General features: G+C 42.3%; 22 protein-coding genes. 6 read left to right on the top strand and 16 right to left on the bottom strand.

Features of this window, described 5'->3' with window-relative positions; translation table 11 throughout:
- Nucleotides 1-137 precede the first annotated feature (137 nt).
- Both CAL7507_RS06635 and CAL7507_RS06640 read left to right on the top strand, forming a co-directional pair.
- Entirely contained in the window at nucleotides 138-1,298 is a 1,161-nt protein-coding gene (locus tag CAL7507_RS06635) for a sulfate ABC transporter substrate-binding protein (protein ID WP_015127677.1), read from the top strand.
- Between the two features lie 162 nt (nucleotides 1,299-1,460).
- Entirely contained in the window at nucleotides 1,461-2,624 is a 1,164-nt protein-coding gene (locus tag CAL7507_RS06640; protein ID WP_015127678.1) for a sulfate ABC transporter substrate-binding protein, read from the top strand.
- A gap of 492 nt (nucleotides 2,625-3,116) precedes the next feature.
- Here CAL7507_RS06640 and CAL7507_RS06645 read toward each other — a convergent pair whose 3' ends face one another.
- From CAL7507_RS06645 to cutA, 8 genes are all read right to left on the bottom strand, one after another.
- Entirely contained in the window at nucleotides 3,117-3,878 is a 762-nt protein-coding gene (locus CAL7507_RS06645) for a sulfite exporter TauE/SafE family protein (RefSeq protein ID WP_015127679.1), read from the bottom strand.
- A gap of 611 nt (nucleotides 3,879-4,489) precedes the next feature.
- Nucleotides 4,490-5,797, bottom strand: coding sequence for a hypothetical protein (locus CAL7507_RS06650; protein WP_015127680.1), 1,308 nt, complete (start codon nucleotides 5,795-5,797; stop codon nucleotides 4,490-4,492).
- A 285-nt stretch (nucleotides 5,798-6,082) separates the two neighbouring features.
- Nucleotides 6,083-6,853, bottom strand: a complete 771-nt coding sequence (locus tag CAL7507_RS06655; protein WP_015127681.1) for a class II glutamine amidotransferase — start codon at nucleotides 6,851-6,853, stop codon at nucleotides 6,083-6,085.
- Between the two features lie 138 nt (nucleotides 6,854-6,991).
- Nucleotides 6,992-7,291: a putative quinol monooxygenase gene (locus CAL7507_RS06660; protein ID WP_015127682.1), complete on the bottom strand. Its 300-nt coding sequence runs from the start codon at nucleotides 7,289-7,291 to the stop codon at nucleotides 6,992-6,994.
- 232 nt (nucleotides 7,292-7,523) lie between these two features.
- Nucleotides 7,524-8,147 (bottom strand): methylthioribulose 1-phosphate dehydratase, encoded by a 624-nt coding sequence (gene mtnB, locus CAL7507_RS06665; RefSeq protein WP_015127683.1) that lies wholly within the window; start codon nucleotides 8,145-8,147, stop codon nucleotides 7,524-7,526.
- 4 nt (nucleotides 8,148-8,151) lie between these two features.
- The gene (locus tag CAL7507_RS06670; protein ID WP_015127684.1) at nucleotides 8,152-8,787 is read right to left on the bottom strand and encodes an HAD-IB family phosphatase; all 636 of its coding nucleotides are present in this window, start codon (nucleotides 8,785-8,787) and stop codon (nucleotides 8,152-8,154) included.
- Between the two features lie 32 nt (nucleotides 8,788-8,819).
- Nucleotides 8,820-9,377, bottom strand: coding sequence for an acireductone dioxygenase (locus tag CAL7507_RS06675; RefSeq protein WP_015127685.1), 558 nt, complete (start codon nucleotides 9,375-9,377; stop codon nucleotides 8,820-8,822).
- Nucleotides 9,378-9,548: 171 nt separating this feature from the next.
- On the bottom strand, nucleotides 9,549-9,878 hold the full coding sequence (cutA, locus tag CAL7507_RS06680; RefSeq protein ID WP_015127686.1) for a divalent-cation tolerance protein CutA: 330 nt from the start codon (nucleotides 9,876-9,878) through the stop codon (nucleotides 9,549-9,551).
- 155 nt (nucleotides 9,879-10,033) lie between these two features.
- On the opposite strand from cutA, the gene CAL7507_RS06685 reads away from it, so the two are divergent.
- The gene (locus CAL7507_RS06685) at nucleotides 10,034-11,161 is read left to right on the top strand and encodes an aromatic acid exporter family protein (protein ID WP_015127687.1); all 1,128 of its coding nucleotides are present in this window, start codon (nucleotides 10,034-10,036) and stop codon (nucleotides 11,159-11,161) included.
- Between the two features lie 99 nt (nucleotides 11,162-11,260).
- Here the strand turns inward: CAL7507_RS06685 and CAL7507_RS06690 are convergent, their stop codons facing one another.
- From CAL7507_RS06690 to ssuD, 4 genes are all read right to left on the bottom strand, one after another.
- Nucleotides 11,261-11,506 carry a hypothetical protein gene (locus CAL7507_RS06690; protein ID WP_015127688.1) on the bottom strand — a complete coding sequence of 82 codons (246 nt, stop codon included), beginning with the start codon at nucleotides 11,504-11,506 and terminating at the stop codon, nucleotides 11,261-11,263.
- A 715-nt stretch (nucleotides 11,507-12,221) separates the two neighbouring features.
- Nucleotides 12,222-12,776, bottom strand: a complete 555-nt coding sequence (gene ssuE, locus CAL7507_RS06695) for an NADPH-dependent FMN reductase (protein ID WP_015127689.1) — start codon at nucleotides 12,774-12,776, stop codon at nucleotides 12,222-12,224.
- On the bottom strand, nucleotides 12,773-13,411 hold the full coding sequence (locus tag CAL7507_RS06700; RefSeq protein WP_015127690.1) for a carbonic anhydrase: 639 nt from the start codon (nucleotides 13,409-13,411) through the stop codon (nucleotides 12,773-12,775). Before CAL7507_RS06700 ends, ssuE begins: the two co-directional genes overlap by 4 nt.
- A 5-nt stretch (nucleotides 13,412-13,416) precedes the next feature.
- On the bottom strand, nucleotides 13,417-14,577 hold the full coding sequence (gene ssuD / locus CAL7507_RS06705) for an FMNH2-dependent alkanesulfonate monooxygenase (protein ID WP_015127691.1): 1,161 nt from the start codon (nucleotides 14,575-14,577) through the stop codon (nucleotides 13,417-13,419).
- Between the two features lie 553 nt (nucleotides 14,578-15,130).
- On the opposite strand from ssuD, the gene CAL7507_RS06710 reads away from it, so the two are divergent.
- A complete protein-coding gene (locus CAL7507_RS06710; RefSeq protein ID WP_015127692.1) occupies nucleotides 15,131-15,667 on the top strand; it encodes an MgtC/SapB family protein in 537 nt (178 codons plus the stop codon).
- Between the two features lie 156 nt (nucleotides 15,668-15,823).
- Complete coding sequence (gene truB / locus CAL7507_RS06715; protein WP_015127693.1) at nucleotides 15,824-16,705, top strand: tRNA pseudouridine(55) synthase TruB; 882 nt, start codon at nucleotides 15,824-15,826, stop codon at nucleotides 16,703-16,705.
- A 174-nt stretch (nucleotides 16,706-16,879) separates the two neighbouring features.
- On the opposite strand, the gene CAL7507_RS06720 is transcribed toward truB, so the two are convergent.
- Both CAL7507_RS06720 and CAL7507_RS06725 read right to left on the bottom strand, forming a co-directional pair.
- Nucleotides 16,880-17,176 (bottom strand): hypothetical protein, encoded by a 297-nt coding sequence (locus tag CAL7507_RS06720; protein ID WP_042341224.1) that lies wholly within the window; start codon nucleotides 17,174-17,176, stop codon nucleotides 16,880-16,882.
- A gap of 432 nt (nucleotides 17,177-17,608) precedes the next feature.
- Nucleotides 17,609-19,690, bottom strand: a complete 2,082-nt coding sequence (locus CAL7507_RS06725; RefSeq protein WP_015127695.1) for a TonB-dependent siderophore receptor — start codon at nucleotides 19,688-19,690, stop codon at nucleotides 17,609-17,611.
- Between the two features lie 553 nt (nucleotides 19,691-20,243).
- Between CAL7507_RS06725 and CAL7507_RS32255 the strand changes: the two genes are divergently transcribed.
- The gene (locus CAL7507_RS32255; protein WP_052331544.1) at nucleotides 20,244-20,429 is read left to right on the top strand and encodes a hypothetical protein; all 186 of its coding nucleotides are present in this window, start codon (nucleotides 20,244-20,246) and stop codon (nucleotides 20,427-20,429) included.
- Nucleotides 20,430-20,452: 23 nt separating this feature from the next.
- Here the strand turns inward: CAL7507_RS32255 and ileS are convergent, their stop codons facing one another.
- The gene (gene ileS / locus CAL7507_RS06735) at nucleotides 20,453-23,383 is read right to left on the bottom strand and encodes an isoleucine--tRNA ligase (protein ID WP_015127696.1); all 2,931 of its coding nucleotides are present in this window, start codon (nucleotides 23,381-23,383) and stop codon (nucleotides 20,453-20,455) included.
- A 358-nt stretch (nucleotides 23,384-23,741) separates the two neighbouring features.
- Nucleotides 23,742-24,059 (bottom strand): thioredoxin, encoded by a 318-nt coding sequence (gene trxA, locus CAL7507_RS06740; RefSeq protein WP_015127697.1) that lies wholly within the window; start codon nucleotides 24,057-24,059, stop codon nucleotides 23,742-23,744.
- Nucleotides 24,060-24,279: the final 220 nt, after the last annotated feature.

The following is a 24,279-nucleotide window of genomic DNA, read 5'->3' on the forward strand; positions in this document are numbered from 1 at the left end:
AAAGCGGAGTTTTTGTGTAATAAACCTCTTGATTTGTCTAGTACCATCTGATACTCTGTTTTTTCATAGAAGAGTATACCACTGTACTCTGATAGAGTTTGCGTTGTTTAAATTAATTATTGAGCAAATCGTATTCCATGACACACCAAGCACCAAATAAGCCGAAATTTATCCAAGTGGTAAATTCACAAGTTTTAAGAACAGTGCAGCAACTATCAACACAGTTCAAAGCTTCTTCAACGCAAACCTCAGCTTTACTATTAGCAGCGGGCTTAGGCTTAAGCACTTTGCTTCCTGTTTATGCAACAACTACAGCTTCACAAGCTGAGTCTGTTAAGCAGAAAACTCAACTCATTAGCCAAAAAGGCAGCAAAGAAATCACCTTGGTTTCTTATGCTGTGACGAAAGCTGCTTATGAGAAAATCATTCCCCAGTTTGTGGCTAAGTGGAAGAAAGACAAAGGACAAGATGTAGTGATTCGGGAGAGCTATGGTGGTTCTGGCTCTCAAACCCGTGCAGTGATTGATGGGTTATCAGCAGATGTTGTAGCACTAGCACTGGCGTTAGATACAAAAAAAATTGAACAAGCAGGCTTGATTAAGCCAGGTTGGGAGAAAAAACTGCCGAATAACTCAATCGTTACTCACTCAGTGGTTGCTCTAGAAACCCGTGCAGGTAATCCGAAAAAGATTAAAACTTGGGCAGATTTAACCAAACCAGGAATTAAGATTGTCACCGCCAACCCCAAGACTTCTGGTGGTGCGAGGTGGAATTTCTTGGCTTTGTGGGGTGCGATCGCTAAAAATGGTGGTAATGATGCCAAAGCACTAGACTACGTTACCCAAGTCTTTAAGAACGTTGCGGTGTTACCCAAAGATGCACGGGAATCTAGCGATGTCTTCTACAAAAAAGGTCAGGGAGACGTGCTGCTGAACTACGAAAACGAAGTCATCTTAGCCGCACAACAAGGAAAGACAGACACATCTTACGAAGTTCCCGGAGTCAACATTTCCATAGATGCTCCAGTAGCAGTTGTGGATAAGAATGTCGATAAGCACGGTACTCGCGAAGTTTCCGAAGCTTTCGTCAAGTTCTTGTTCACTCCAGAAGCACAACGCGAGTTTGCTAAAGTTGGTTTTCGACCAGTTAATTCCACTGTGGCAAAAGAAGTAGGAAGTAAATTCCCCAAAATCTCCAAACTTTATACAGTCGGAGACTTAGGCGGCTGGGATGGTGTGCAGAAAAAATTCTTTGATGATGGTGCAATCTTTGACAAAATTCAAAGTGGAAAACGCTAATTCATTAATAGTTTTTATCCACTTTTAGTTGCAGACATCAACCCAACAAAAAGCAGTATTACCCATTGAGAGCAAGAGATAGCAGAGGAGTTACCTATCAGCCTTCTCGAAATTCTCTGCTCTCTAATACTTTTGTCTAGCCTCTAGTCAAGATAGTAGCTCATGAAATATTTTCCACCCGAAAAGCTGAAATTCCTCAAATTGGCTAATTCAGAAATTTTAGGTTTTGTCAGTCAACTATTTCTACCCTTGAAACCGACTTCAACAAAGACATCTGCTTTACTGATGGTAGCAGGCGTTGGTTTAAGTTTGGGTATTCCTAATGGTGCGATCGCTAATACCTCTCCAACTCTACAATCTCAGCAAAAGACTCTACTAATTAGCCAAAAGTCTAATAATGTCCAGTTGAACTTAGTTTCTTTTTCCGTAACGCAAGCCGCCTACGAAAAAATCATTCCTCAGTTTGTAGCGAAATGGAAGCGAGAAAAAGGTCAGGATGTAGTTTTTAAGCAAAGCTATGGTGCTTCTGGTTCCCAGGCTCAAGCTGTAATTAATGGGTTAGAAGCTGATGTAGTTGGTTTGTCTTTGGCCCTAGATGTCAAAACAATTCAGGACGCAGGTTTGATTGAGGCTGGATGGGATCGAGAACTGCCAAATGGAAGTATAGTCACTCGTTCAGTAGTGGCCTTAGAAACCCGTCCCGGTAATCCGAAAAATATCCAGACTTGGGCTGATTTAGCGAAACCAGGAATCAAAGTAATTACACCCCACCCTAAAACTTCTGGACTGGGGCGATGGAATTTTCTCACTTTGTGGGGAACAGTGACTCAGATAGGTGGTAGCGAAAACAAAGCCCGCGAATACGTCAGCCAAGTTTACAAAAATTCTCCCATTTTACCCAAAAGCGCCCGGGAAGCCACCGAGACTTTTTTCAAGAAAGGTCAAGGAGATGTATTGATTAATTATGAAAATGAGGTAATTTGGGCAAAACAAACAGGTCAGGGAGCTTCTTCTTACGTGATTCCTAAGCTCAACCTCTCTATTGATAACCCAGTTGCAATAGTTGATAAGAATGTCAATAAGCACGGTACGCGCGAGGTGGCTGAAGCGTTTGCCGAGTTCCTGTTCACCCCGGAAGCGCAACGAGAATTTACTAAAGTTGGGTTTAGACCAGTTGACCAAACTGTGGCTCGTGAAGTTGAAAAGCAGTTTCCTAAAGTTGATCGGCTGTTTTCAGTTGTAGATTTAGGAGGCTGGAATAGAGTGCAAAAAAAATTCTTTGACAATAAGGCAATTTTCGATCAGATTCAAAGTAGCAAACGTTAATAAAATCTTTTTCCCTGACTTTTAATAGTAATCAGTGCATGATAAACCACATCTATTTTGAGAACCATAGTTTTTAAAAGTAGGGGGAGCATCTTGCTCCCTACTAGTAGTAGCTGGCAAGACTTCCCTGCGGGACGCTACGCGTAGCTTGCTGCCACGAAGTGGTACGACAACGGTATCTCGGCTCCGCTCGGCACAAGTCAGTACAAGTCAGTCGAACGCTGCCCGCACTATAATAATTTTACGTTTTCGTCTGATAAAATTTAGCTGCACATCAGCTTATATAGCAATTCCCACATTGGTGAGGTACAGACAAAAAGAATTAACCGCTGATAGAAGAGGATGGACGCGGATAAACGCAGATAAATTTGCACCTCACCAGACTAGAAAATGCTATATATTTAAACTTATCTTATTACCCTGCAAAAATAAAATATTTGTAGTTATCTATTGAACTGATATTTATTAGGTAATGTATTTTTTAGCAATCCTTTAGCGTGCCACAAAGTCAAGCAAAGTCTTAAACGCTAGAGTAATCACTGTAGTCAGAAAAATCCGCCGCAACCAGATATTGCTAAGTTTAAGGGCGACTCTTGAGCCAACAATGCCACCGATGAACATAGTAATACTCAGCATAATACCTAATTTATAATCGACTATCCCACGTGTAATAAAGATGATAGTCGCAACCAACGAAGAAAAGATATTGATAAACTTTGTGTTTGCTATTGCTCCAACAAAAGTCATGCGAAAAAATGAAACATAGGCTGCTGTGAGCATTGTGACGTAGCCACCGCTAAAGAAACCTCCATAAATACCAAGTACAAAAGTTGCCACGTATCCAGATGTTTCTGCTATTAGTGATGGTGTTTTTGTCGGTGAAACTATTCCAGCATTACGATTAGTAATTGAAAATGTGGCAACTATAATCATCAAAATTGAGATAATCAGAGGCATTGATTTTACAGGCACAACTAGAACAAGTAACGCGCCAATAATTGAGCCTAAAAACGTGAGGACAATCAGTAGAGGCACACGACTGCTATCAATTGCTCTTTTACCAATAAAAGGTAATGTACCTCCTACACTCATAAAAGTTAATGCCATCATATTGGTTGCAAGAGCAGTGCGTGGTTCAATACTCAATTGCAACATCGCTGGAACGGTAATCAGGGAAGTACTTCCTGTAATGACGCTGATAACGCTTGTGAGAAAAAAAATGATGATAAGTATGAATAGTTGAATAGTATCCATTGGAAATTTTGGAGGATGTCTTTATAAATACATTTTTTGCTATTTTTTACAAAAGCTAATAGGAATTTCCAGCCTTTATATAGGACTAGTATTTGATTTTTGAAATATACGTAGGGTGTGTTAGCTTTCCCGTAGGGTAGCGTAACGCACCGTCCTAAGACTTTGGTGCGTTACGGACTCCGTCCTAACGCACCCTACAAATACGGAGATTTTTTCAGAAATCAAATATGATTCCTATATATTGAAAATACATGAGGCAATTAACTATAGCAATACCGATATAAATAAGTTTTAAATTGATAGAAAATACCAACTAAATTAGTAAAAAATTCAAATTAATTGGTATCAAAAAAGTTGGTAAAAAGTATAATTAGTTGGTAAATAATCTAGAGACGAAAATAAAATTCCCCATGAAAATAAAATTCCCCATTTAGACTTTCTAAATGGGGAATAATATTTGGTTAACTCAGGACTGACTAATGTCAAATTAAACCTTGTCCATTTTGAAATCTGGAGTGCGGGCATCTTGCCCGCTACTACTAGTAGGGAGCAAGATGCTCCCCCTACTTTTAAAAACTATGGTTCTCAAAATATATGTGGTTTAACTTGAGTTAGCGAATTACATCCTGATTAACCCATTCGTCATCGGATGAGTCATAACCAATATAATGAATAAAGAATTGCTTACCTTGAATTTTCTCAATAGTGGCAGAATACCAATCTTCATCGTCTTCATCCCACGCTTTTACTTTTTGACCCACTGTATATCCACTATCATTGGATGATTCAAGCGCGCGGGTGCGAATTTCATCCTCACCAACCCATTCATCATAGGATGAACCATAACCGATGTAGTGAATAAAGAATTGATCTTTTTCAATCTTCTCAATATTTGCTTGATACCAGTCTGCTTCTTCACTATCCCAAACTTCTATCGTTTTGCCCACTACATATTGATTGGAATCAGACTTGACGGCAGGTGAGACATCTTGGCGGGGCTGTTGTTGTGCTTCTTGTTGATTTTCTTCTTTGACTAAAGCATATGCTGCCAAAATTAAGCTCTGAGCTACAGTTTGAATCCCTGTATGCTCATAGTAATTAGTGGTTTGATCTAAGAAGGCTGCTACAAAATCTAAGTTGTCATCAGCAACTTGGATGAAATTACCCACACTATTAAAAATTGATTGTGGGGTGATGCCTGTTTTAGATACTAAGTTATTCATCCAGCCTTGAACAGAGTTGAAAGCCTGAGTGATAAAACCAAATTTCTCACTAGGGTTATTCCCTGGTAGAGAGTTCTGAACAGCTTGAAAAACAGGGTTTTGAGATATGATGCTGGTATCAGCACCGCTAATAATTCCCTGAATTTTGCTGAGAAAATCGGGGCCTAATGGGAGAATTCCATCTATACAAACTAATGCTCCCATTCGCATTAGAGAGGCATTTTTATAGTTGTTAGCGAGAGAATTAGCAAACTCTTGGGGGTTAGGTTGGGGAATGCCATTCAGTTTGGAGAAGGCAATAATTTCAACAGCAATTTTTAGTACTAAATCAATACTTTGAGTTATGTCTGCTTTAGGAGTAATTTTGCTTAAGAAAGAGAGAAAGCCGATTTTTTCACCAACTTTGTTAGCCAAAGCCGCTGCTGCCATAGCTGTATCTGCTTTGTCAATAGTTTGATAAAGCTTGATTGCAGCCTGGTAGCCTTTTTGAGGATCTTGATATAGGTTAGTAGCGCGATCGCGTATTCTCTGAATGACTTTAGCATCACTTTCGCCAGTGATTGCCCGGATGCTGTTGTCAAAACCGACTACATTATTCCACTCACCTGGTGCTACATAATCCAGTGCCTTTAAAACTTTGACGGTAATATTGTCAGTCGGTAGCTCGTCAACCAACTGAATAATTGATTTATCCATCAGCCGATCCTCAAAACCTCAAATGGTGTTTACAACAAGGTTCAGAGCAGCTCGCAATAACTACACGCCTGTTGCTATCGTAAGTTTGGCTAACAGACGCGCTATCTCGCTCACTGAACCTTATTGCTAGAGTTCCCTGACGTGAGACAAAAGTAATACCAATTTAAATAATGTTTGTGACACATGGATGATCTTGAAGGGCGGGGAAACCCCACCCCTACAATTTATCCGGCGCATTTTTTTGGCAAATTGGTATAAGTTCGATTTTGCTGATGAGGAAAATGTCTAATTGGATAGTGGTAAGCCGTCTTGAAAGACTAACAATTCTCCTGGTTTAATTGGTGTCCAGATTTCATTGTCAGTCAGGGGAGTAGTAGCAATAACAGCGACGCGATCGCTTGGTGAGGTCAATTCCCGAAAATCTACAGTCATGTCCTGATCAATCAAATGGGCAGCGGCAAAAGGTGCTTGTCGCACAATGTAATTAAGTTTAGTTGAGCAGTGGGCAAAAAAATGTTCTCCATCTGACAATAAGTAGTTAAATATACCTTGCTCTGCCAGATGTTCAGTTACTTTTTTTAGAACAGGGTAGAGTTTTTCTAGGGGTGGCTTACCTTCAGGAAAGCTTTGTCGTAATGTTTCTAAAATTACACAGAATGCTTTTTCACTATCAGTGTTGCCGACAGCTTGATAAAAACCCATGTTTTCTGGATCAAAATCTGGCAAATTGCCGTTGTGGGCAAACACCCAATACCTTCCCCACAGTTCCCGTTGGAAAGGGTGACAGTTTTGGAGGGCAATTTTACCCTGAGTGGCTTTGCGGATATGAGCAATGACATGTTTCGAGTGGATGGGATAGCGTCGCACCAAATCTGCTACTGGCGAGGTGACAGAGGGTTTGGCATCTAAAAAAATCCGACATCCTTTTTCTTCAAAAAAAACAATACCCCAACCATCGCTATGATCGTCAGTTTTTCCTCCCCGTGCAGAAAATCCTTCAAAAGAAAAGCAAATATCGGTTGGAACATTGCAATTCATTCCCAGCAGTTGGCACATCGATGTTGCATCTTGAGAATTTTAGATTAATGCCTGTGGATTAACATACTTCAGAATGCAGCACTTGTTCTGGTGCGATCGCTTCAATCTGGAAATTAATCGGAATTTGGCATGGGGACAAATACCACATTCCCTGATTTATGCCAAAAGATGATAGCGACGAATGTCGGGGGGAGCAGCAACTAAACCGTCTAGTTTGGTGATTCCCGTTTGAAGATGGGGAGAGGCTAGATGAGCGTCAAGAGCTTCATTAGAAGACCATTCCTCTACAAAAGTGAAGTCTGTCGGGTCAGATTGGTTTTGCAAAAGTTCATACCTGATAGCACCTGCTTCTTGTCTTGTTGGTGCAATTAGCTCCAGTAGAACAGCTTTGAGTGCTTCTACTTTGTCGGGTAAAGCCACTATACGGGCAACAACGCGAATGGTTTGGTTTGTCATTTGTTATTTGTTATTTGTCATTTGTCAAGAGTCAAATAGAATTGATTCAAAATCCAAGATTTTAAAAATATCTGAGAGCCAGTGAATTTAAACGCGAGAATCAATCCAAAATCTAAAATTCTTGATTGAAGCCCCTGCATTTATAAGCCACTGCGGTGGACGGGTTCCCCGGCATAAAGCAAGTGGCGTGCGACGTGGCTCAATCTAAAATCCAAAATCCAAAATCCAAAATTTATTCACTTCCTATACTACGAGCGGCGACCATGTAGCGGAAGATGTATTCGACTAACTCAATGTAGTTACGGGCTGTGGTGGGGGAAGAAGCCCAAACTGTGACACCGTGGTCACGGATGAGTAGGGCGGGTATTTTTGGGGGATGGAGTGTAAAGCGTTCTTTAATCTCAGATGCAATACTAGAAACCTGTAAATGGTTAGCAAAGAGGGGAATTATACAGTTGGGATTTTCTTCATATAAGCCGAAACCTTTGAGCATTTCTAAAGGTGGTAAGGGTAAGGAATCGCTGGAAACAAAACGAGAAACTAAATTAGCTTCAATTGAGTGGACATGATAACAAGTTTGTGCTGTGGGAAAGAGGCGATAAAGTATTTGGTGAATAGCAGTTTCTGCGGAAGGCTTTAAGTCAGCTGATGATTGTTCTATCCCGCCATTGGGATAGATGCGAACAAAATCACTGGGTAATAATTCTCCTTTAGACCGACCACTAGCTGTAATCCAGAAGCTACCATCGCTTAAGCGAGTGGAGAGGTTTCCCGCAGTTCCCACCATCCAACCCTGCTGATAAAAGTGACGGGCAGTAGTAATGAGTTCAAGACGGGGATCGGCTAGAGTGGTCATTAGATTAAGCCTTGTTCCACAATTTTGCTAGATAGTCGCGCACATCCAAGAAGTTATTCCAGGGAACGTAGGTTTTGCGCTGTTCATCTAAATATACAGCTAGGCGATCGCGTGCAAATACAGTGGAAGCCTGGAGTGCCATATTTAAATCGGTAATCGAGTCACCGATCGCAATCTTCTGATATGCCGGATATTTTGCCATAATCTGCACTTTGGCCATCATTTCTGTACCTCCCTCATATTCAGAGTGTACTTTTAAGTAAGGGCCAGTAGTATCGACATCCACAGCATGGATAGCGTGGACTCGATTTACCAGGCTATCGAGAACCACTTCTACCATCCCCCGCAGTCCGCCGGAAACCACTACCAAAGGCACTCCCTGAAACTCCAGAAAATCTAGCAGTTCGACAAATTCTCGGCGCATTGGCTGGAGTTGCGTAAATTCCAAAATTTCGGGATAGCGTGATGATGGTATTGATTCCAGCATTTTCCTGACTCCCTCTCGTAGTGTTACCCGTCGTTCGTAGATTTCGGGTAACAACTTTGCAGAAAGTTCTGGAGCAAATTTTTTCAAAACCGCAACAAAGGTTTCCTCAACTGTGATAGTACCGTCAAAGTCGCAAAAAACAACTCGTCTCACGATCGCTTCGCTCCAAGTTAAAGGTTAAATCCTTATCTGAAACTTTCTTGAATTTTGAATTTTGAATTTTTACCTGTGTACTGTGGTATCCAGCCTTCAGTGTTAATGAAATAGCGTATTGCTTTAATTCGCCGTGCTGGGGTGAGATAAAACCAATGCTCGGTCAGTGCCGGTACGTTAATATACTCTTCTGGTTGTACAGTCAGTTCTACCTGGCTACCATCAGGACGCACAAAGCCAAAAACTGCCTCTCCATCAATGATGTAGCGGACTTCATCATCTGCATGGGTGTGAATTGGCTCAAACTTGGCTAACAACTCATTGAGGTTAGGAACCCCTGGATGTAGAACAATTAGATCGCGAGATTGATAGCCTGCTGTTTGTTGCAGCTGCTCAAAATAACTATCTAGGGCTTTTAGTACTTGGTCTTTTTCTGCATCATTGAGACTGTCCTGTGCCAGCAACCGCTGCAATTCGGGATGATTGCCCACAGACCAATAATTAAGTTGAATATTTAAGGGTGCTAATTCATGGGCAATGTCTTGAATATCAGTATGCAGCGTTCCATCTTCTAATCGGAGAATCGCCATAAGTAAACTCCAAAAATGATATTACTTGTAATGAATGTTTTTTGCTTATATAGGACTCCTATTTGATTTCTGAACAAATTCAGTACACCTCATATCCTTTCTTACCCAGTCCCCAATCCCTAGTCCCCAGTCCCTGACTACGCAAATAATTTCAAAAATCAAAGCGGACTACTATATTGGGCTACTGTACAAGGTTTTTAGCGGGACTTCAGCATTTAACCAATCAAGAAATCCAGGATTAATCGCTGTGGGTGAAATCTCTGCAATAAAGTTGGTGTAGCTAATTTGCTGGCGAATCAACTGCTCGATCTCATTCTCATAACCATCTTGAGTTTTCACGATCAGCACTACTTCTGGTTCCTCTGTAATTTCTCCTTGCCAACGATAGGCGCAGGTAATGGGAAACCAGTTGACACAAACTGCTAGCTGTTGCTCTAATAATGCTCGTCCAATCTGACGGGCTTCGTCTATATTATTCAACGTGACGTAGTAGAGTTTCATAGAAAATTTTGGGAGTTTGGAAACCGTGGAATTTGGCTCAAATGGAAAAATTTATCACGGTAACAATCAATTCAAAATTACAGACATCATACATTGCATCTATCAAAAAGTTAAAAGAATAGATTCTTGTTTTTCTGAATCACGCTATATTACGCATGGACAAAACCTCTGCTAGTGCCACCAGCCACCAAAAGCGATCGCTGCGACTAAAATTGATGACAATCTTGACAACTTGGGCTGCTACGAGCAAGGGGATGTCAACGATGCTGCTGGGTAAAATGGCGCTAAAAACAGCCATAGCATCGGCAATCTCTTTCGCTATTGCTCAAGCGTTGCGATCGGAATACCCCTTCTACGCCGTGATTGCTGCCATTATTGTCATGGCTTCTACTCATGGCAGCACCCTCAAGTTAGGAATGCAAAGATTAATTGGGACGGCAATTGGTGCGATCAGTGGAGCTATCTTTGTGATTACACTGGGTAGTAATGTCTGGTCATTGGGAGTGTGTGTGTCTATCACCATCTTTCTCACCTCCTACTGGCAATTCAATGAGGCAGCAAAGCTAGCGGGATATGTGTCAGCGATCGTTATTTTGGCCCACAATCAATCTCCGTGGCTATATGCTTGGGGCAGATTTCTCGAAACCCTTTTGGGTATTGGCGTTGCGCTGTTGGTGAATAACTTATTTTTTCCTGCCTCTGCTGGATCAGAATTGAGGCGTTGTCTCTCTCAAACATTGGTTAATTTAGAACAGTTTTATGGCTTGGTTGTCGAAGGTGCGTTAACAGGAACTTATGATCGCCCTACTGTGGATGTGTTGAAAACAAGCATCATTAGTTCATTAATTAAAGGACAGGAGTTATGGAAGGAAGTCAGACAAGGGCGAACAAATGAGCCGCCAGAAACACGAGTGAATGAAGCTTGGGAATTTCTGATTCGCAGAATTTGGGAACACATATTGACGATGGAACATACCATCTTGGCGCGAGAGCAAGATACTTTTTGGCAAATTCTCTCACCCCAAATTACCAATCTGGCACAGGAAACTCAATCCACCATGCTAGGACTAGCAACAGCCGTTAAGTCACAGGAGTCCTATGTATCTTTGCCTGATATAGAAATTGCCCTCACTAATGCCACCGAGAGATTAAATCGTCTGCCAGAAATCAAGGGAGAAAATGATCCGATAGATGAGCTACTCAGATTTTTTACTTTCTTCTACACAATGGAAGAAGTAGGCAGAAAGCTACAAAGAATGGCAGCTACATTGAATCAAGTTTAATACCATGTTTCATCCCTAAACTTGATATTTAAAATACTCAAGTTCTTCGATAAAAACTGTTAAAAATATTGGCATTATCACTTAACAGCCGTAGATAATTCACCCAATCTCTAATTCTTTTTTGGCACGTTTTAACTGTTTCCAGAGGAGGTGAATTTCTTGATAAGCCTCTTCTGGTGAGAGTTTACCGCCAGTTTGGAGATTACAAATATAGCTGACTCTCTGAGAAAACTCCTGGAGATTAGCATTAAACACTAAATACTCTGGCTTAAAATGACCATAATATGAACTTCTAGGATATAGGAAATCGCATAGTTCCGATAGAAAGTCAGGTTCCTGCTTCATAGAAATTTACAGATGTTAGCTAATTGTAAACAATCTTGCCGACAAACTAGAGATACTTCCTAACATTATAATTGCCTGCCTTAAATTTGAGGAAAGTAGTAGATGGGTGAAGAATACCCATCTACTACAGGCAGAGGTTAGGAGAAATCTGGTATATTTTTCATGGCGTTCAAGATTTAAATAAGTAGTTTAGGTTTGGCAATGCCCACCATATCAAGGTTTCGGCGGATTACCACATATATTTTAAAAATTAAATAGAAATCTGCAGCCTTCTTTGAGTAAATTAGTATTACAGAGAAGTGATGAATGATAAATAAATATTAGAGGGAAATAGCAGATAGATAGAATATATCTATCTGCTACATTATGAACGGAGGTATAAACTTGATTAAATAACAGTTATCACGTCCCACAAGCATGGCTGGGTTGAAATCCCCCATGATAGGGCTACTTTTGATTTTTGAAATACACGTAGGGGAGTTACTGCTCGGCTAGAGTTTCCCGGCTTCAAGCAAGTGGTGGTGGGCAATGCCCAACGCCACTCCTCTCAACGCGGGAAACTCCTCCGGATTCGGCAGTCCACCCGGCGGCAGAGCCGCACGTGTGGCTGCGCTCACCGCGCACAAGGGTGGCTTCCCTACAGATACTTAGATTTGTTCAAAAATCAAACCGGATTCCTATATATGTCGCTGATTTCTGTTAACTGTTAACTGATTTAATTGACATGAGCTAATTCTGGGGAACGTTTTACAGCTTTGACTAATTCTTTGAGAACTTCATTGAGTCTTTGCTCAAGTTCTTCATCTAATCGCAAACTGCCATCATCTTGTCGCTGAATTTGCTTGTCTACAGCATAAATCGTAGACAGTATATGCCGCGCTCCTAATTCGGATAAGATGGGTTTTAGGGCATATTCAACTGCTAATAAATGAGCGATTGTCCCACCTGTGGCGATGGGTAATACGACTTTTCCTGTCAATGATTTTTGTGGCAGTAAATCTAAGAAGGCTTTCAATACGCCTGTGTAAGATGCTTTGTAGATTGGGGTGGCAATAATCACAGCATCTGCTTTGGCTAATGAGGCTTTTGGCGCTTCTAATGCCGGACTATCATAGCGTCCAAAAATCAAATCTTCAGCCGGAAAATCACGTACTGAAATCAGGTCTATATCCAAGCCTTCTTGCTTTAAAAGCTTGGTGGCGTATTCCAGAATGCCATAGGTTCTGGAGGGATGGGATGGACTACCGGCGATCGCTAGAATATGAGTCATTCAATTAAACTCCCAATATCTATTAATGATTCGGTTGGTCTGGTGGTCTTGGTTTTCATAGCCTCGGCTGTGTTCACCTGATCACTCAGACGTTGATAGGGACGGCGTAAACTCATACTCTCTACTTCCCAGACGTAGCCATGTATAACTACTTCTCTGGGAATTAAGGGAGAATTACGCAGCAATTCCACCTGCTCGGTGCAGATTTTGTCCACATCGGTAAACGTTTTAATCCACTTGGAAAAAACACCTGTTGGTAGCTTCAGTTCTGGTAGTGCGGGATCGATGGTGACTTGATCTACATCAATTCCCTGGTTTCGCAATACCGCGCTAAGAAAGTCGCCTGAGGCGGTCATCATGCCGCACTCAGTATGGTTAATCACTATAATCTCTTTTGTGCCAAAGAATTGGGTGGTCAACATAGCTGACCGAATGGCGTCATCGGTAACTAAACCCCCGGCGTTACGGAAAATATGAGCATCTCCTTCACCAATTCCTAACGCTTTCTCTACAGGTAAACGTTCATCCATGCAGGCTAATATCCACAAGCGTTTATTGTTGGGTATACCTAACTGTCGTCGCAGTGCCCATGCTTCTCTTTGTGCTAAATTCTGGTCAATTTGTTGGTGCAACATTGCTTTTAGGATATGGTTGTGGCTTTCTCCTGGGGCTGCTGCTGGGGGAAGGCAACATTTGCGACAATTTCCCCAAACGGACTCAGTACATGCTGCTGATCGACTACAGGCAAATTCTCTAATGGCAAATGAGGGAAGAGAAGTTCGGCTACACGATAAGCTTCTTCTAGGTGGGGATAGCCGGAGAGGATAAACGTTTCAACACCCAAGTCTGCATATTCCAACATTCTGGCGGCGACGGTTTGGGGATCACCTACCAAGGCAGTTCCGGCACCACCCCGGACTAAACCAACCCCAGCCCAGAGATTTGGGCTAATTTCCAGCACTTCCCGGTTGCCCTTGTGCAATTGTGTCATGCGGCGTTGCCCTTCTGAGTCCATGCGAGCGTAAGCTTTTTGTGCTTTGGCGATCGCCTCCTCATCCACATACTGAATCAACTGATTGGCAGCATCCCAAGCCTCACTTTCAGTTTCGCGCACAATTACATGTAGGCGGATGCCAAATTTTAAATTTCTGCCTTCGGCTTCAGCTAGCCGTCGCACTGAAGCAATTTTTTCGGCTACTTGCGCTGGTGGTTCGCCCCAAGTTAGATAGACATCTACATGCTTGGCGGCAATTTGTTGAGCGATGGGAGAGGAACCGCCAAACCATAAGGGGGGATGGGGTTTCTGGACAGTAGGAAACAACAATTTCCCATCTTCGATGTTGATATATTCTCCCTTGATGTTGGCTAATTCACCACTAGCGATCGCCCGCCAAGCTGTCAAGAATTCATCTGTCAACTCATAACGCTGATCGTGACCCAAATGCAACCCATCTCCTGCTAACTCCACAGGATCGCCACCTGTCACCACGTTAATCAGCAAGCGTCCACCAGAAAGCCGATCAAAAGTTGCCGCCATCCGCGCTGCTACTCCAGGTGACACTAATCCCGGACGAATCGCCACCAAAAAACGCATTTGTCGAGTTAGGGATACTAATGTTGATGCCACAATCCAGGCATCTTCACAAGAGCGACCAGTAGGCAGCAATGCCCCTGTGTAGCCCAGATGATCCACCGCTTGGGCAATCTGCCGCAGATAGGGAAAGCTCACCGCTCTTCCACCTGTAGCCGTTCCCAGGTAGCGTCCGTCTCCGTGGGTTGGGATGAACCATAGTAGCTGCATGAGTCCTGTCCTTTTAAAACTACGGTAAATCGATAGGAATACCGTCTTTTTAGTTAGTTTACAGAGTATCGCATATTCTACTGAGTCAAGCAAGGGGCTTTACAAAAAACTACGGTATTCCTATCTAATAAATGTATATTAACCGGGGAGCAACACACTTCCCAACCTGAAAATCATGGTGAAAATGCCTAACTCAGCTAAAGCAGCAAGATTTTTTAGTCAAAATTTTACTGTAGTTTATTCTGATGTTAAACTAATCTTAATGTATTAAAACACGGTAAACTTATTGACTTAGTGTAGTTATGATAATTGCGATCCTACCTACAACTATGGTTAGCTATCTAACTTAGTGGCATAGGCACAAAATTTCCTTCTGTCTATAGAAAGAATACTGGGTAATTGTAGCCATTCTCAATTGGGTGAAATACAGATGTTATCGATACCCATAGGGTGGCTTCGGGGAGTCTTGCAAACCAACCCTAACCGTGGGTAGCCATCTAGCCTACTGGCAATAGGCACAAAATCCCGTTTTATCTTTATGAGGAATACGGCAATGGGGCCTATGTTTATCCCTGCCAACGATTGGCTACATATAGGATTCAGACTGATTCTGGCACTCTTTGTAGGTTGCATGATTGGGTTTAACCGTCAGCAAGGGGGTAGACCAGCAGGGATGAGAACATTTATGCTAGTGAGTATGGGAGCTGCACTATTTGTGATGATTCCTTTGCAGGCTGAGGGAGACAGTCCCTATGCTGCCACTAATGCACTGAGTCGTACAATTCAGGGCGTAGCCACTGGAATAGGATTTCTTGGCGCTGGATTGATTCTCCAAGAGTCTCCGAGAAAGTCGGCGACACCAAAAGTCCGCGGTTTAACCACAGCCGCCTGCGTCTGGACTGCAGCAGGGTTAGGTGCAGCAATTGGTTGTGGTTTGTGGCAAATGGGATTATTGGGAGGGTTGCTAACACTAATTACCCTGAGTACAGTTAAACGACTCAATCGCTCATTTTTAGCACTAGTGGGTCAAGGTAAACAGGGAAATAGTCAAGAGTTAATTGCCAACTCGGATGATGATGATGATGATTGATTTTAAATAGTAGGCGATCGCGCTCATCCAAATCAAAGCAGTCAACTTAAGTGAAATCGGCATTTAAGTTGCATATTTCATCATGTAGACTATTAACGGTCAACTGTTAGCTGTTAACCGTCAACCGTTAAAACTCTCAAAGTATAGAATTTTACAGTGCAAGGTTTTCTGAACTTAAATAAACCATTCGACTGGACTTCTCATGATTGCGTGGCGCGAGTGCGAAAGCTTTTGCGCCTTAAACGTGTGGGACATGCAGGAACCCTAGACCCTGCAGCCATCGGAGTGCTACCCATTGCACTAGGTAAAGCTACAAGATTATTGCAATATCTCCCAGGAAATAAAGCTTATAAAGCTACTATCCGTTTGGGTGTACGGACGACAACTGATGATTTGCAAGGTGAAGTTATCACATCTCAAGCTTGTGCTGAGTTGAGTTTAGCTGTGGTGAAAACTGCACTGTCACAGTTTGTAGGTAAGATTGAGCAAATTCCACCAAGTTATAGCGCTATTCAGGTAGATGGCAAAAGATTGTATGATTTAGCACGTCAAGGTGCAACAGTGGCAGTTCCAGCGCGCATAGTCGAAGTTTTTCAAATTGAAGTTTTGGACTGGCGAGGAGGCGATTATCCAGAATTAGATGTAGCGATCGCCTGTGGATCTGGTACATATATTAGAGCGATCGCTCGTGATTTAGGCGCAGTCTTAGAAACTGGTGGTACTCTCGCCGCTTTGACACGCACCGAAAGCAGCGGCTTTAACCTCACAGATAGTCTCACCTTTAGCGACTTAGAAGCACAACTACAAGCTGGAACATTTAACCCCACGCTTCCTGACGCAGCTTTACAACACCTATCATCAGTCACCTTACCAGCTACATCTGCTCAGAAATGGTGCCAGGGACAGCGAATTCCTCTGAATCCTGATGATGTATCGGGAATAGTCCGAGTTTATGACGAAGAGACTCGCTTTTTAGGTATCGGACAATTAGAAGATGGTGTATTGACTCCTCAAATGGTATTTGAACCCATTTCTTAAATCAGTTAACTGATAACACTAGTAAAGCACGGTGTAAATAAACCAACCATCTGAAATAGGTGAAAAAGCACCTTGTGCAGAGGGGTCGCTATATTTAATACACTATTTTAGGCTTGCCACGCTACTACAAATACTATGCAGGTTTATTCAGATTTCAGCCTTGTTGTACTAGCTTCATTCCCAAGTTGATACACTCCGCAACACATCTGGGATTTCTCCTTGAGACAGAGGAAATTCCAGCTGTGTTTCTCTGTAACCCAAATATCCAGACTCAGCAAACGACAAAAGCATCCGCGACAACGCCAGCCAAACCTCTGACTCATATTCCCAATCACGATACCGCGAAGCCTGCCCAGCAATTGAACGTAGCGCCCAAAAATAAGAATTCCTCACCACAGAGCCACCCTTTTTAAACTCTGGTAGGTCTTCGTGATTCAGAATTAATACTTGATTTTCGATTCTGGCTCTCATATCTGCCATTTTAATCGATTCGGGTACAAGAGATGGGAGTTGGGAGTCGAAATACTCCTGACTTCACCCTCCAGACAGAAGCTACCGTGTACACACAAGTGATTGAATCACCCCAAAACCTTTAAAAGTAGGGGAGCCAGTCACGTGGGCGGGTTTCCCGACTTGAGGGAACTGGCGTTGTGTTATGCCGGAGGCTAACGCACCATCCGAGATTTGCGGTGCGTTAGGACTTTAGTCCATAACGCACCCTACCGAACGAAAACGAATGCAGGTGAGATTTTCCGACTTGTGTGTACACCGTAGCCAGACAGAAAAGGCAGGGGTAAAGATACTGGAATTGCTCTGCTACAAGGGTTTCAGAGCAACTAAATTTATTTATGGGGTTTTCCCCCCTGCTCCCTGCTCCCTGCCCCTTTTCCTCTTCCTTGACTCCTAAATATCCGACGTTAACCCCACACGGAAAGTAAATCCAGGACTGTAAATCCGATTAACTCGCTCATATTGTTCACCGAGTAAATTCTCTAAGTAAACCGTCAATCCCAGATTCCGAGTGAGAGGAATGCGACCGCTGAGGTCTAAATTTAAGAAAGATGGTGCGAAATCTGTAGCTTTGTCACTAGGATTGTTAAAAAGCGATCGCCTAGCGCCACTATTGTAAGTAACATACAAATTAGCCTGCCATCCTGCATTTTGATAACCGACACCAGTCTGCAGTATCGAATAGGGAATCAAACCCAACTGTAAACCTTGTTCTGTCCCCGTTTTGATTTTGGCGTCTGTATAGGTATAGTTAAGAAAAGTTGACCAACCCGCAGCGATTTTTAATTGCAAAGCCGCCTCTAAACCGTTGGTATCAACTAACCCAATATTTGCCCACTTTCCATCGATAACACCAAGACGATTATCTAAACTACTGCCGAAATAAGTAAACTGTCCTTTCAAATTATCAGAGAAATTGACATCCACTCCCGCAGTCCAAGATGAGCCAGTCTCTGGTTTTAAATCTGGGTTTGGGTCCCAACCATGAACTGTATCATAAACATACAATTGATCTAAACCAGGATTGCGCTGTCCTCCCGCCCAACTTCCCCGCACAGCAACATTGGGTATAACAGCATAACGTAACCCCACACTAGGGTTCAGATAATTCCCAAATTGATCATCAAAGCTTTGTCTCAGCCCTAAATCTATCTGAAAAATATTGCTGATATTCAAAGTATTCACAGCAAACAATGCTGTATTTAATAAACTGCGATTTTCCGTTTCATTTCTGGCAATTCTATTAGGGACTGTACTCAAAACATCACCGTTTAGGTTAGTATTTTTTAAATCTACTCCCCAACGTAATTGATTATTCGGAGTCAATTTCCATTCATGATCTAACCTAGCAGTTATTTGTTGTGTATCTAAAATCCCAGTCCGGGAAAATGCACCACTCGGACCATAAGTGCTAAAGTAATCTTGGTTATAACCAAATGTGGTTGTAAGAATAGAATCATCTCCATTCCCTAACCGAGTTTTCCAAGATAACCCAGCATTTAAACCATCATGGTCTAGTCGGTCTTTTTGCAAAGGAAACCCAAAATAAATTAAGCCCTTACGGCTGCTCAATTTAGTAATATCTAAGTTGAGGGAATTTTTCTGATCTAAATTGACTGCAATATTACCAAAGTAAGTACTAGTAGCTGAGTCTGCATTCGATAAAAATCCTTGAGCATCACGATTAGCAGAGCCTACAGGCACACTATAACGGTTATCGGAAAAATACCTTTCAAAACTAAAGTTATATTTTACAGCACCGACAGAACCACTATAAGTAGCCTGTTGATTATTTGTACTCAAGGAACCAAATTCTATGCTGCTAGCGAATTTAGGCTTACCATAACCTTCTTTAGTAATAATATTGATTACTCCTCCAAAGGCTGAGGAACCATATAAAGCAGAAGTTACACCGCTATATAGTTCCACTCGTTCAATCGCTTCAACCGGAATAGTATTTAAGTCAGTTCCGCCATGATAAGTGTTGATATTTGTGTTAATTTGTCTACCATTGATCAGAAGTACAGACTGATTAATTGCCGCGCCTCGATAATATGTACCTGTGTGAGTATCTGCACCTTTACCCACATCATTAATCGCAAAACCAGGCATTCTTTTTAATATCTCAGCTAAACTTGTAGCTCCTTGTTTTTGAATTTCTTCTTTGTCAATTACATAAACTGGAGTAGACTGAGGCAAAGTATCTTTTTCCCCAACTACTTCTATAGAAATATCGCTTTCGTCTTGAGGAGTCGGCTCTATAGTTTGTTGGGTTCCCTGGCTAATTTCATCAGATTTAGCTGGCTGAGTTAATAGTTCAGCATTAGTAGCTGGTAACTGAATTTCTGTTAAATTCGGAATATTGGATGTTTTCTGAGGTGATTTATCGCTGATTTCAGCATCAGATGCCAAGGTAGGGAATGCTATCAGTAAACTCTGTACAACAGCTGGAAATATCAAAAAATACCTGTTCACGTTTGTCTCTCACACCCAGTAAAAACAGTAACTTAGTACTATTGTTTCTGCTACTGTAAATATCTGTCAAAAGACAAGCTGTCGTAGTTACGTTAAATGCAGAACTAACTCACTATAAAAATTATCAAATTAATGAAATATATGCAGTAAGAAGCCAGAATATACAATTATCCTGAGCCTAAGCAGAGCGTTTCCGGCTTCGTTCCTGAATTATCGACCAATCCTAACAGCGTCAAGTAGGACATCAGTTCCAAGCTAACTACAAATAAAGTTGTGTCCAAAATCAAATTATGTGCTTTCACGTTGTGTTTGATTTATCAAGTGTCATAAGTAATTAAACATAATTAATTACACAAATTAATATACAATCTGTTCTAGAGTCAACTTAGATAAGAATTAGGGTTTAAATGATTTTTTTGAGAGAAATAAATCCGCTTTCCCTGAAACTACTAGAGCGCATCTATCGCCGAAATCAATATCATCAAGTGCGTCAAAGAGCGCATTTCTTAATTTTAGCCTGTCAGGGAATAAGTTTAGAAGAAAAGCACTCTATATGCCTGCTGTTCCTGCTATGCGCCATAATCCTCTGTTGAAATTGTTTGCACAACGATTACTCGAGCGTGGCCAGGTCAAAATGCAGGTTCTTGGTGCTGTGATGCGTAAGCTCCTGCATTTTGCTTTTGCGATTTTAAAATCGCAAAAGCCTTTTGACCCTGATTATCTCGCTCATGCCTCTTGACGAATCAAGACAGTATCTACGGGTTAAAATTCGCCTGCTAAGGCTGGAATGCAGCGTTCGCACAATAGGGGATGTTCTGCTGATTCTCCCACGTGGGTGGAGTAGTTCCAACAGCGATCGCATTTTTCGCCATCTGCATTCACTATCCCAATTGTCCAGTCTTCTGTCTGCGCTGTATATTTCAATCCTTGCAGTTTCTCGGTAGAATCTAATATTTCTACTTGCGAAGTCAGCAATAAATAACGCAGTTCATCTATACCGTTACCTTTAACAGGGTTAAAGGCTTTGATAGCATCGCCTAACTGTTGGTGTGGTATGTGAATTAAAGCTTTCGCTTCCAGAGAAGAACCAATAAGTTTTTCTATCCTGGCTTGTTCCAACACCTTGTTCACATCGGTGCGGAGTTGTCGCAGTGTTTCCCAAAATTCACCTAAGTCGGGATTTAGCCAAGCTGACTCTATCTGTACCCAGCCAGATTCAAAAACTGATTTGTAAGGGGTTTTGTAGGGGAGATATTGCCAAATGTCTTCGGCGGTGTGGGATAATACCGGAGCGATCGCTTTTGCTAAATTCTCTAAAGCAATCTGCAAAACTGTCTGACAACTGCGACGACGGAAAGCATCCGGGGCGCTGATATATAATCTATCTTTGGCAACATCCAAATAGAAGTTGGATAAATCCACTACGCAGAAATTCTGCACAGTTTGGAAAAAGCGGAAGAATTGGAAACTGTCAAAGGCTTCCGTGACTTCTTGAAACACCTCAAAGATGCGGTGTAGCATGTATTTATCTAACTGCGGTAAATCCTCGAAAGGTACTTTATCCTTTTCGGGGTCGAAATCATTTAAGCTACCCAACAAGAACCGCGCTGTATTGCGAATCTTCCCCCTCACATCGTTGAGTTGCTTGATGATGTTTTTCCCAATGCGGACATCAGAGGAATAATCTACCGATGATACCCACAACCGCAGTACATCAGCACCATAGGCTGGTTCTTGTTTTTGATTTTTCCCACCTTCAATAATTGCATTGGGGTCAACCACATTCCCCTCTGATTTACTCATCTTCCGCCCTTGTTCATCCAGTGCAAAACCGTGAGTCAACACAGTTTTGTAAGGTGCGATGCCGTTAACTGCTACGCTAGTGAGTAAACTTGACTGGAACCAGCCACGATGTTGGTCTGAACCTTCCAGATATATCTCGGCTGGGTAGTGTAATTCTGGTCGCAGGTTAGTAACAGCTGCCCAAGATGAACCAGAATCAAACCAGACATCCATTGTATCTGTACCCCGGCGGTAAGACCGGCCATTATTGCGGTACTGTTCTGGTAACAACTCAGCTACCGACAACTCCCACCAAGCATCAGAACCTTTTTCGGCGATAATTGCTTGGACGTAGTTGATAGTTTCCTCATTCAGCAAAACTTCCCCAGTTTCTTCATCGTAGAACACGGGAATGGGTACACCCCAAGCACGCTGACGGGAGATACACCAATCGGAACGTTCCGCCACCATTGGGGTGATGCGATTTTCGCCTTGGGCTGGAATCCATTTTACAGTAGCGATCGCCTTTAATGCTGCTTCCCGAAATCCTGCCACAGAGGCGAACCACTGTTCAGTGGCGCGGAAAATCGTCGGCTTTTTCGTCCGCCAATCATAAGGATATTTGTGGGCGTAGGCTTCCTCTTTCAACAAAGAACCCGCCGCCATCAACGCATCAATTACCGCCTGATTCCCATCACCCAGCACATTCAACCCCGCAAACTCTCCTGCCTCTGCAGTAAAGTTGCCATTGTCATCCACTGGCGCGAGGATGGGCAAACCATAGCGCTGACCGACGATGTAGTCTTCTTGACCATGTCCAGGGGCAGTATGTACCAACCCCGTACCCGACTCAGTAGTAATGTAATCGCCACCCACAACCACCGGACTTTCCCGGTCAAATAGAGAATGACGGTAAGTTGTATGTTCTAAATCTTGCCCTTGGAATGTGGTTTTCACAGTTAACTCTACATCCAAAGTCGTAGATAACCTCTCCACCAACTCAGCCGCCACTATGAGATACTTAAATCCTCTCCGCGCCTCCGCGTGACGGACACTTTGCTCAACGGGGGGAACCCCCGCACGCAAGTGTCCTCCTCTGCGTGAAACTTCTACGATTGCATAATTCAACTCGCCATTCACTGCTACGGCCAAATTCCCCGGAATTGTCCAGGGTGTGGTTGTCCAGATAGCAACGCCCAAATCTGGTAAATATTCGCTTAGGGTTGGTTTTAAAGCTTCAGACAAACCCGTCACGGGGAAAGCGGCGTAGATACTGCGAGAAGTATGACCTTCTGGATATTCTAATTCCGCTTCTGCCAAAGCGGTTTTAGAACTGGGACTCCAATGTACAGGCTTTAAACCGCGATAGATATATCCTTTTAAGAACATCTGACCGAAAACACCAATCTGTGCTGCTTCGTATTCTGGCTTCAGCGTCAGATAAGGGTTGTCCCAATCACCCCAAACACCATAGCGTTTAAAGCTTTGGCGTTGGTCATCAACGGTAGCCAAGGCAAATTCTTTCGCTTTCTGGCGCAGTTGTAAAGGTGTTAAGTTTTGCCGTTCTGCTGATTTCATGTTTTGCAAAACTTTCAGTTCAATCGGTAGCCCGTGACAGTCCCAGCCAGGGATGTAGCGAACTTTACGTCCTCTGAGGATATGGTAGCGATTAATAATATCTTTGAGAATTTTATTTAAGGCATGACCAATATGGAGTGAGCCATTAGCGTAAGGAGGCCCATCGTGCAGTATAAATAATTCGCCGGGGTTGTTTTCAAAGAGGCGATCGTAAATTTTATTTTCTTCCCAGAACTTTTGGATTTCGGGTTCACGCTTGATGGCGTTGGCCCGCATATCGAAATTAGTTTTGGGTAGATTTACAGTATCTTTGTAGCTTCCAGTTTCTGTCACAGTCTCATGCCTAGGATTAGGTGTGCTGATTTGATCAATTATAGAAGATGGTATGAAGACAGAAATTAGCTATTTTCCATCTATCTATAAAAAAGGCTTGGTCAAAGTGACCAAACCCTGTCAACAGAAGTGAAAGACTCTCATAAATTAAATCATCCTAATTTTTTGAGTTCATCTATCATTGGGTTGTGTACACATACCCAAATAACTGGTAAATCGTTACTTGAGAAACGAAGTTAAATCAAACTACATCCTACTCAAGTAAAGTATTAGTGATAGAAATTGTTGCTTCACACATCAAAATTTACCTGCTAAATCATAGAGACGTGAAATTTCTCGTCTCTATGCTTAACAATAGTTAAATTATATTTTGTAGACGTTGCACCAACTGAGGTGCTTGCAAAACCCCTTCAATTCGGTCAACTGGCTTACCTTGCTTAAACAGTACCAAAGTTGGGAGGGCAGTAATCTGATACTGGCTTGCTAACTGTGTATATTTTTCTGTATCGATTTTGACAATCCGTAGGCGATCGCTCAGTTGGGCATTGACTTGTTCTAAAATCGGCACCATCAATTGACAAGGGCCACACCAATCAGCATAAAAATCTACCAATACAGGAACATCAGAACCAGACAGCATTTCTTCAAAGCTGTTGAATTGTTTTTTTGTAGCCATGTGACAAACACCGCTCTTTTCTTATTTGTTTTCAATATTAATGCGTGTGAAATAGAATCGGTGTAACATCATTTTGTTTTTATGGTTGGTAACTTTCGCCTCCAATCCCCCGTAATTCAAAATTTAACAATTCTACAGCGATTCCCATTCAGATAGGGTGTAATATTATATCGCGAGGTGTAGGCGCGGGGATTTAAAACTGTACCTCACTGATCTGAAA

Origin of the sequence: Calothrix sp. PCC 7507, assembly GCF_000316575.1 — a bacterium.
Lineage (GTDB): Bacteria > Cyanobacteriota > Cyanobacteriia > Cyanobacteriales > Nostocaceae > Fortiea.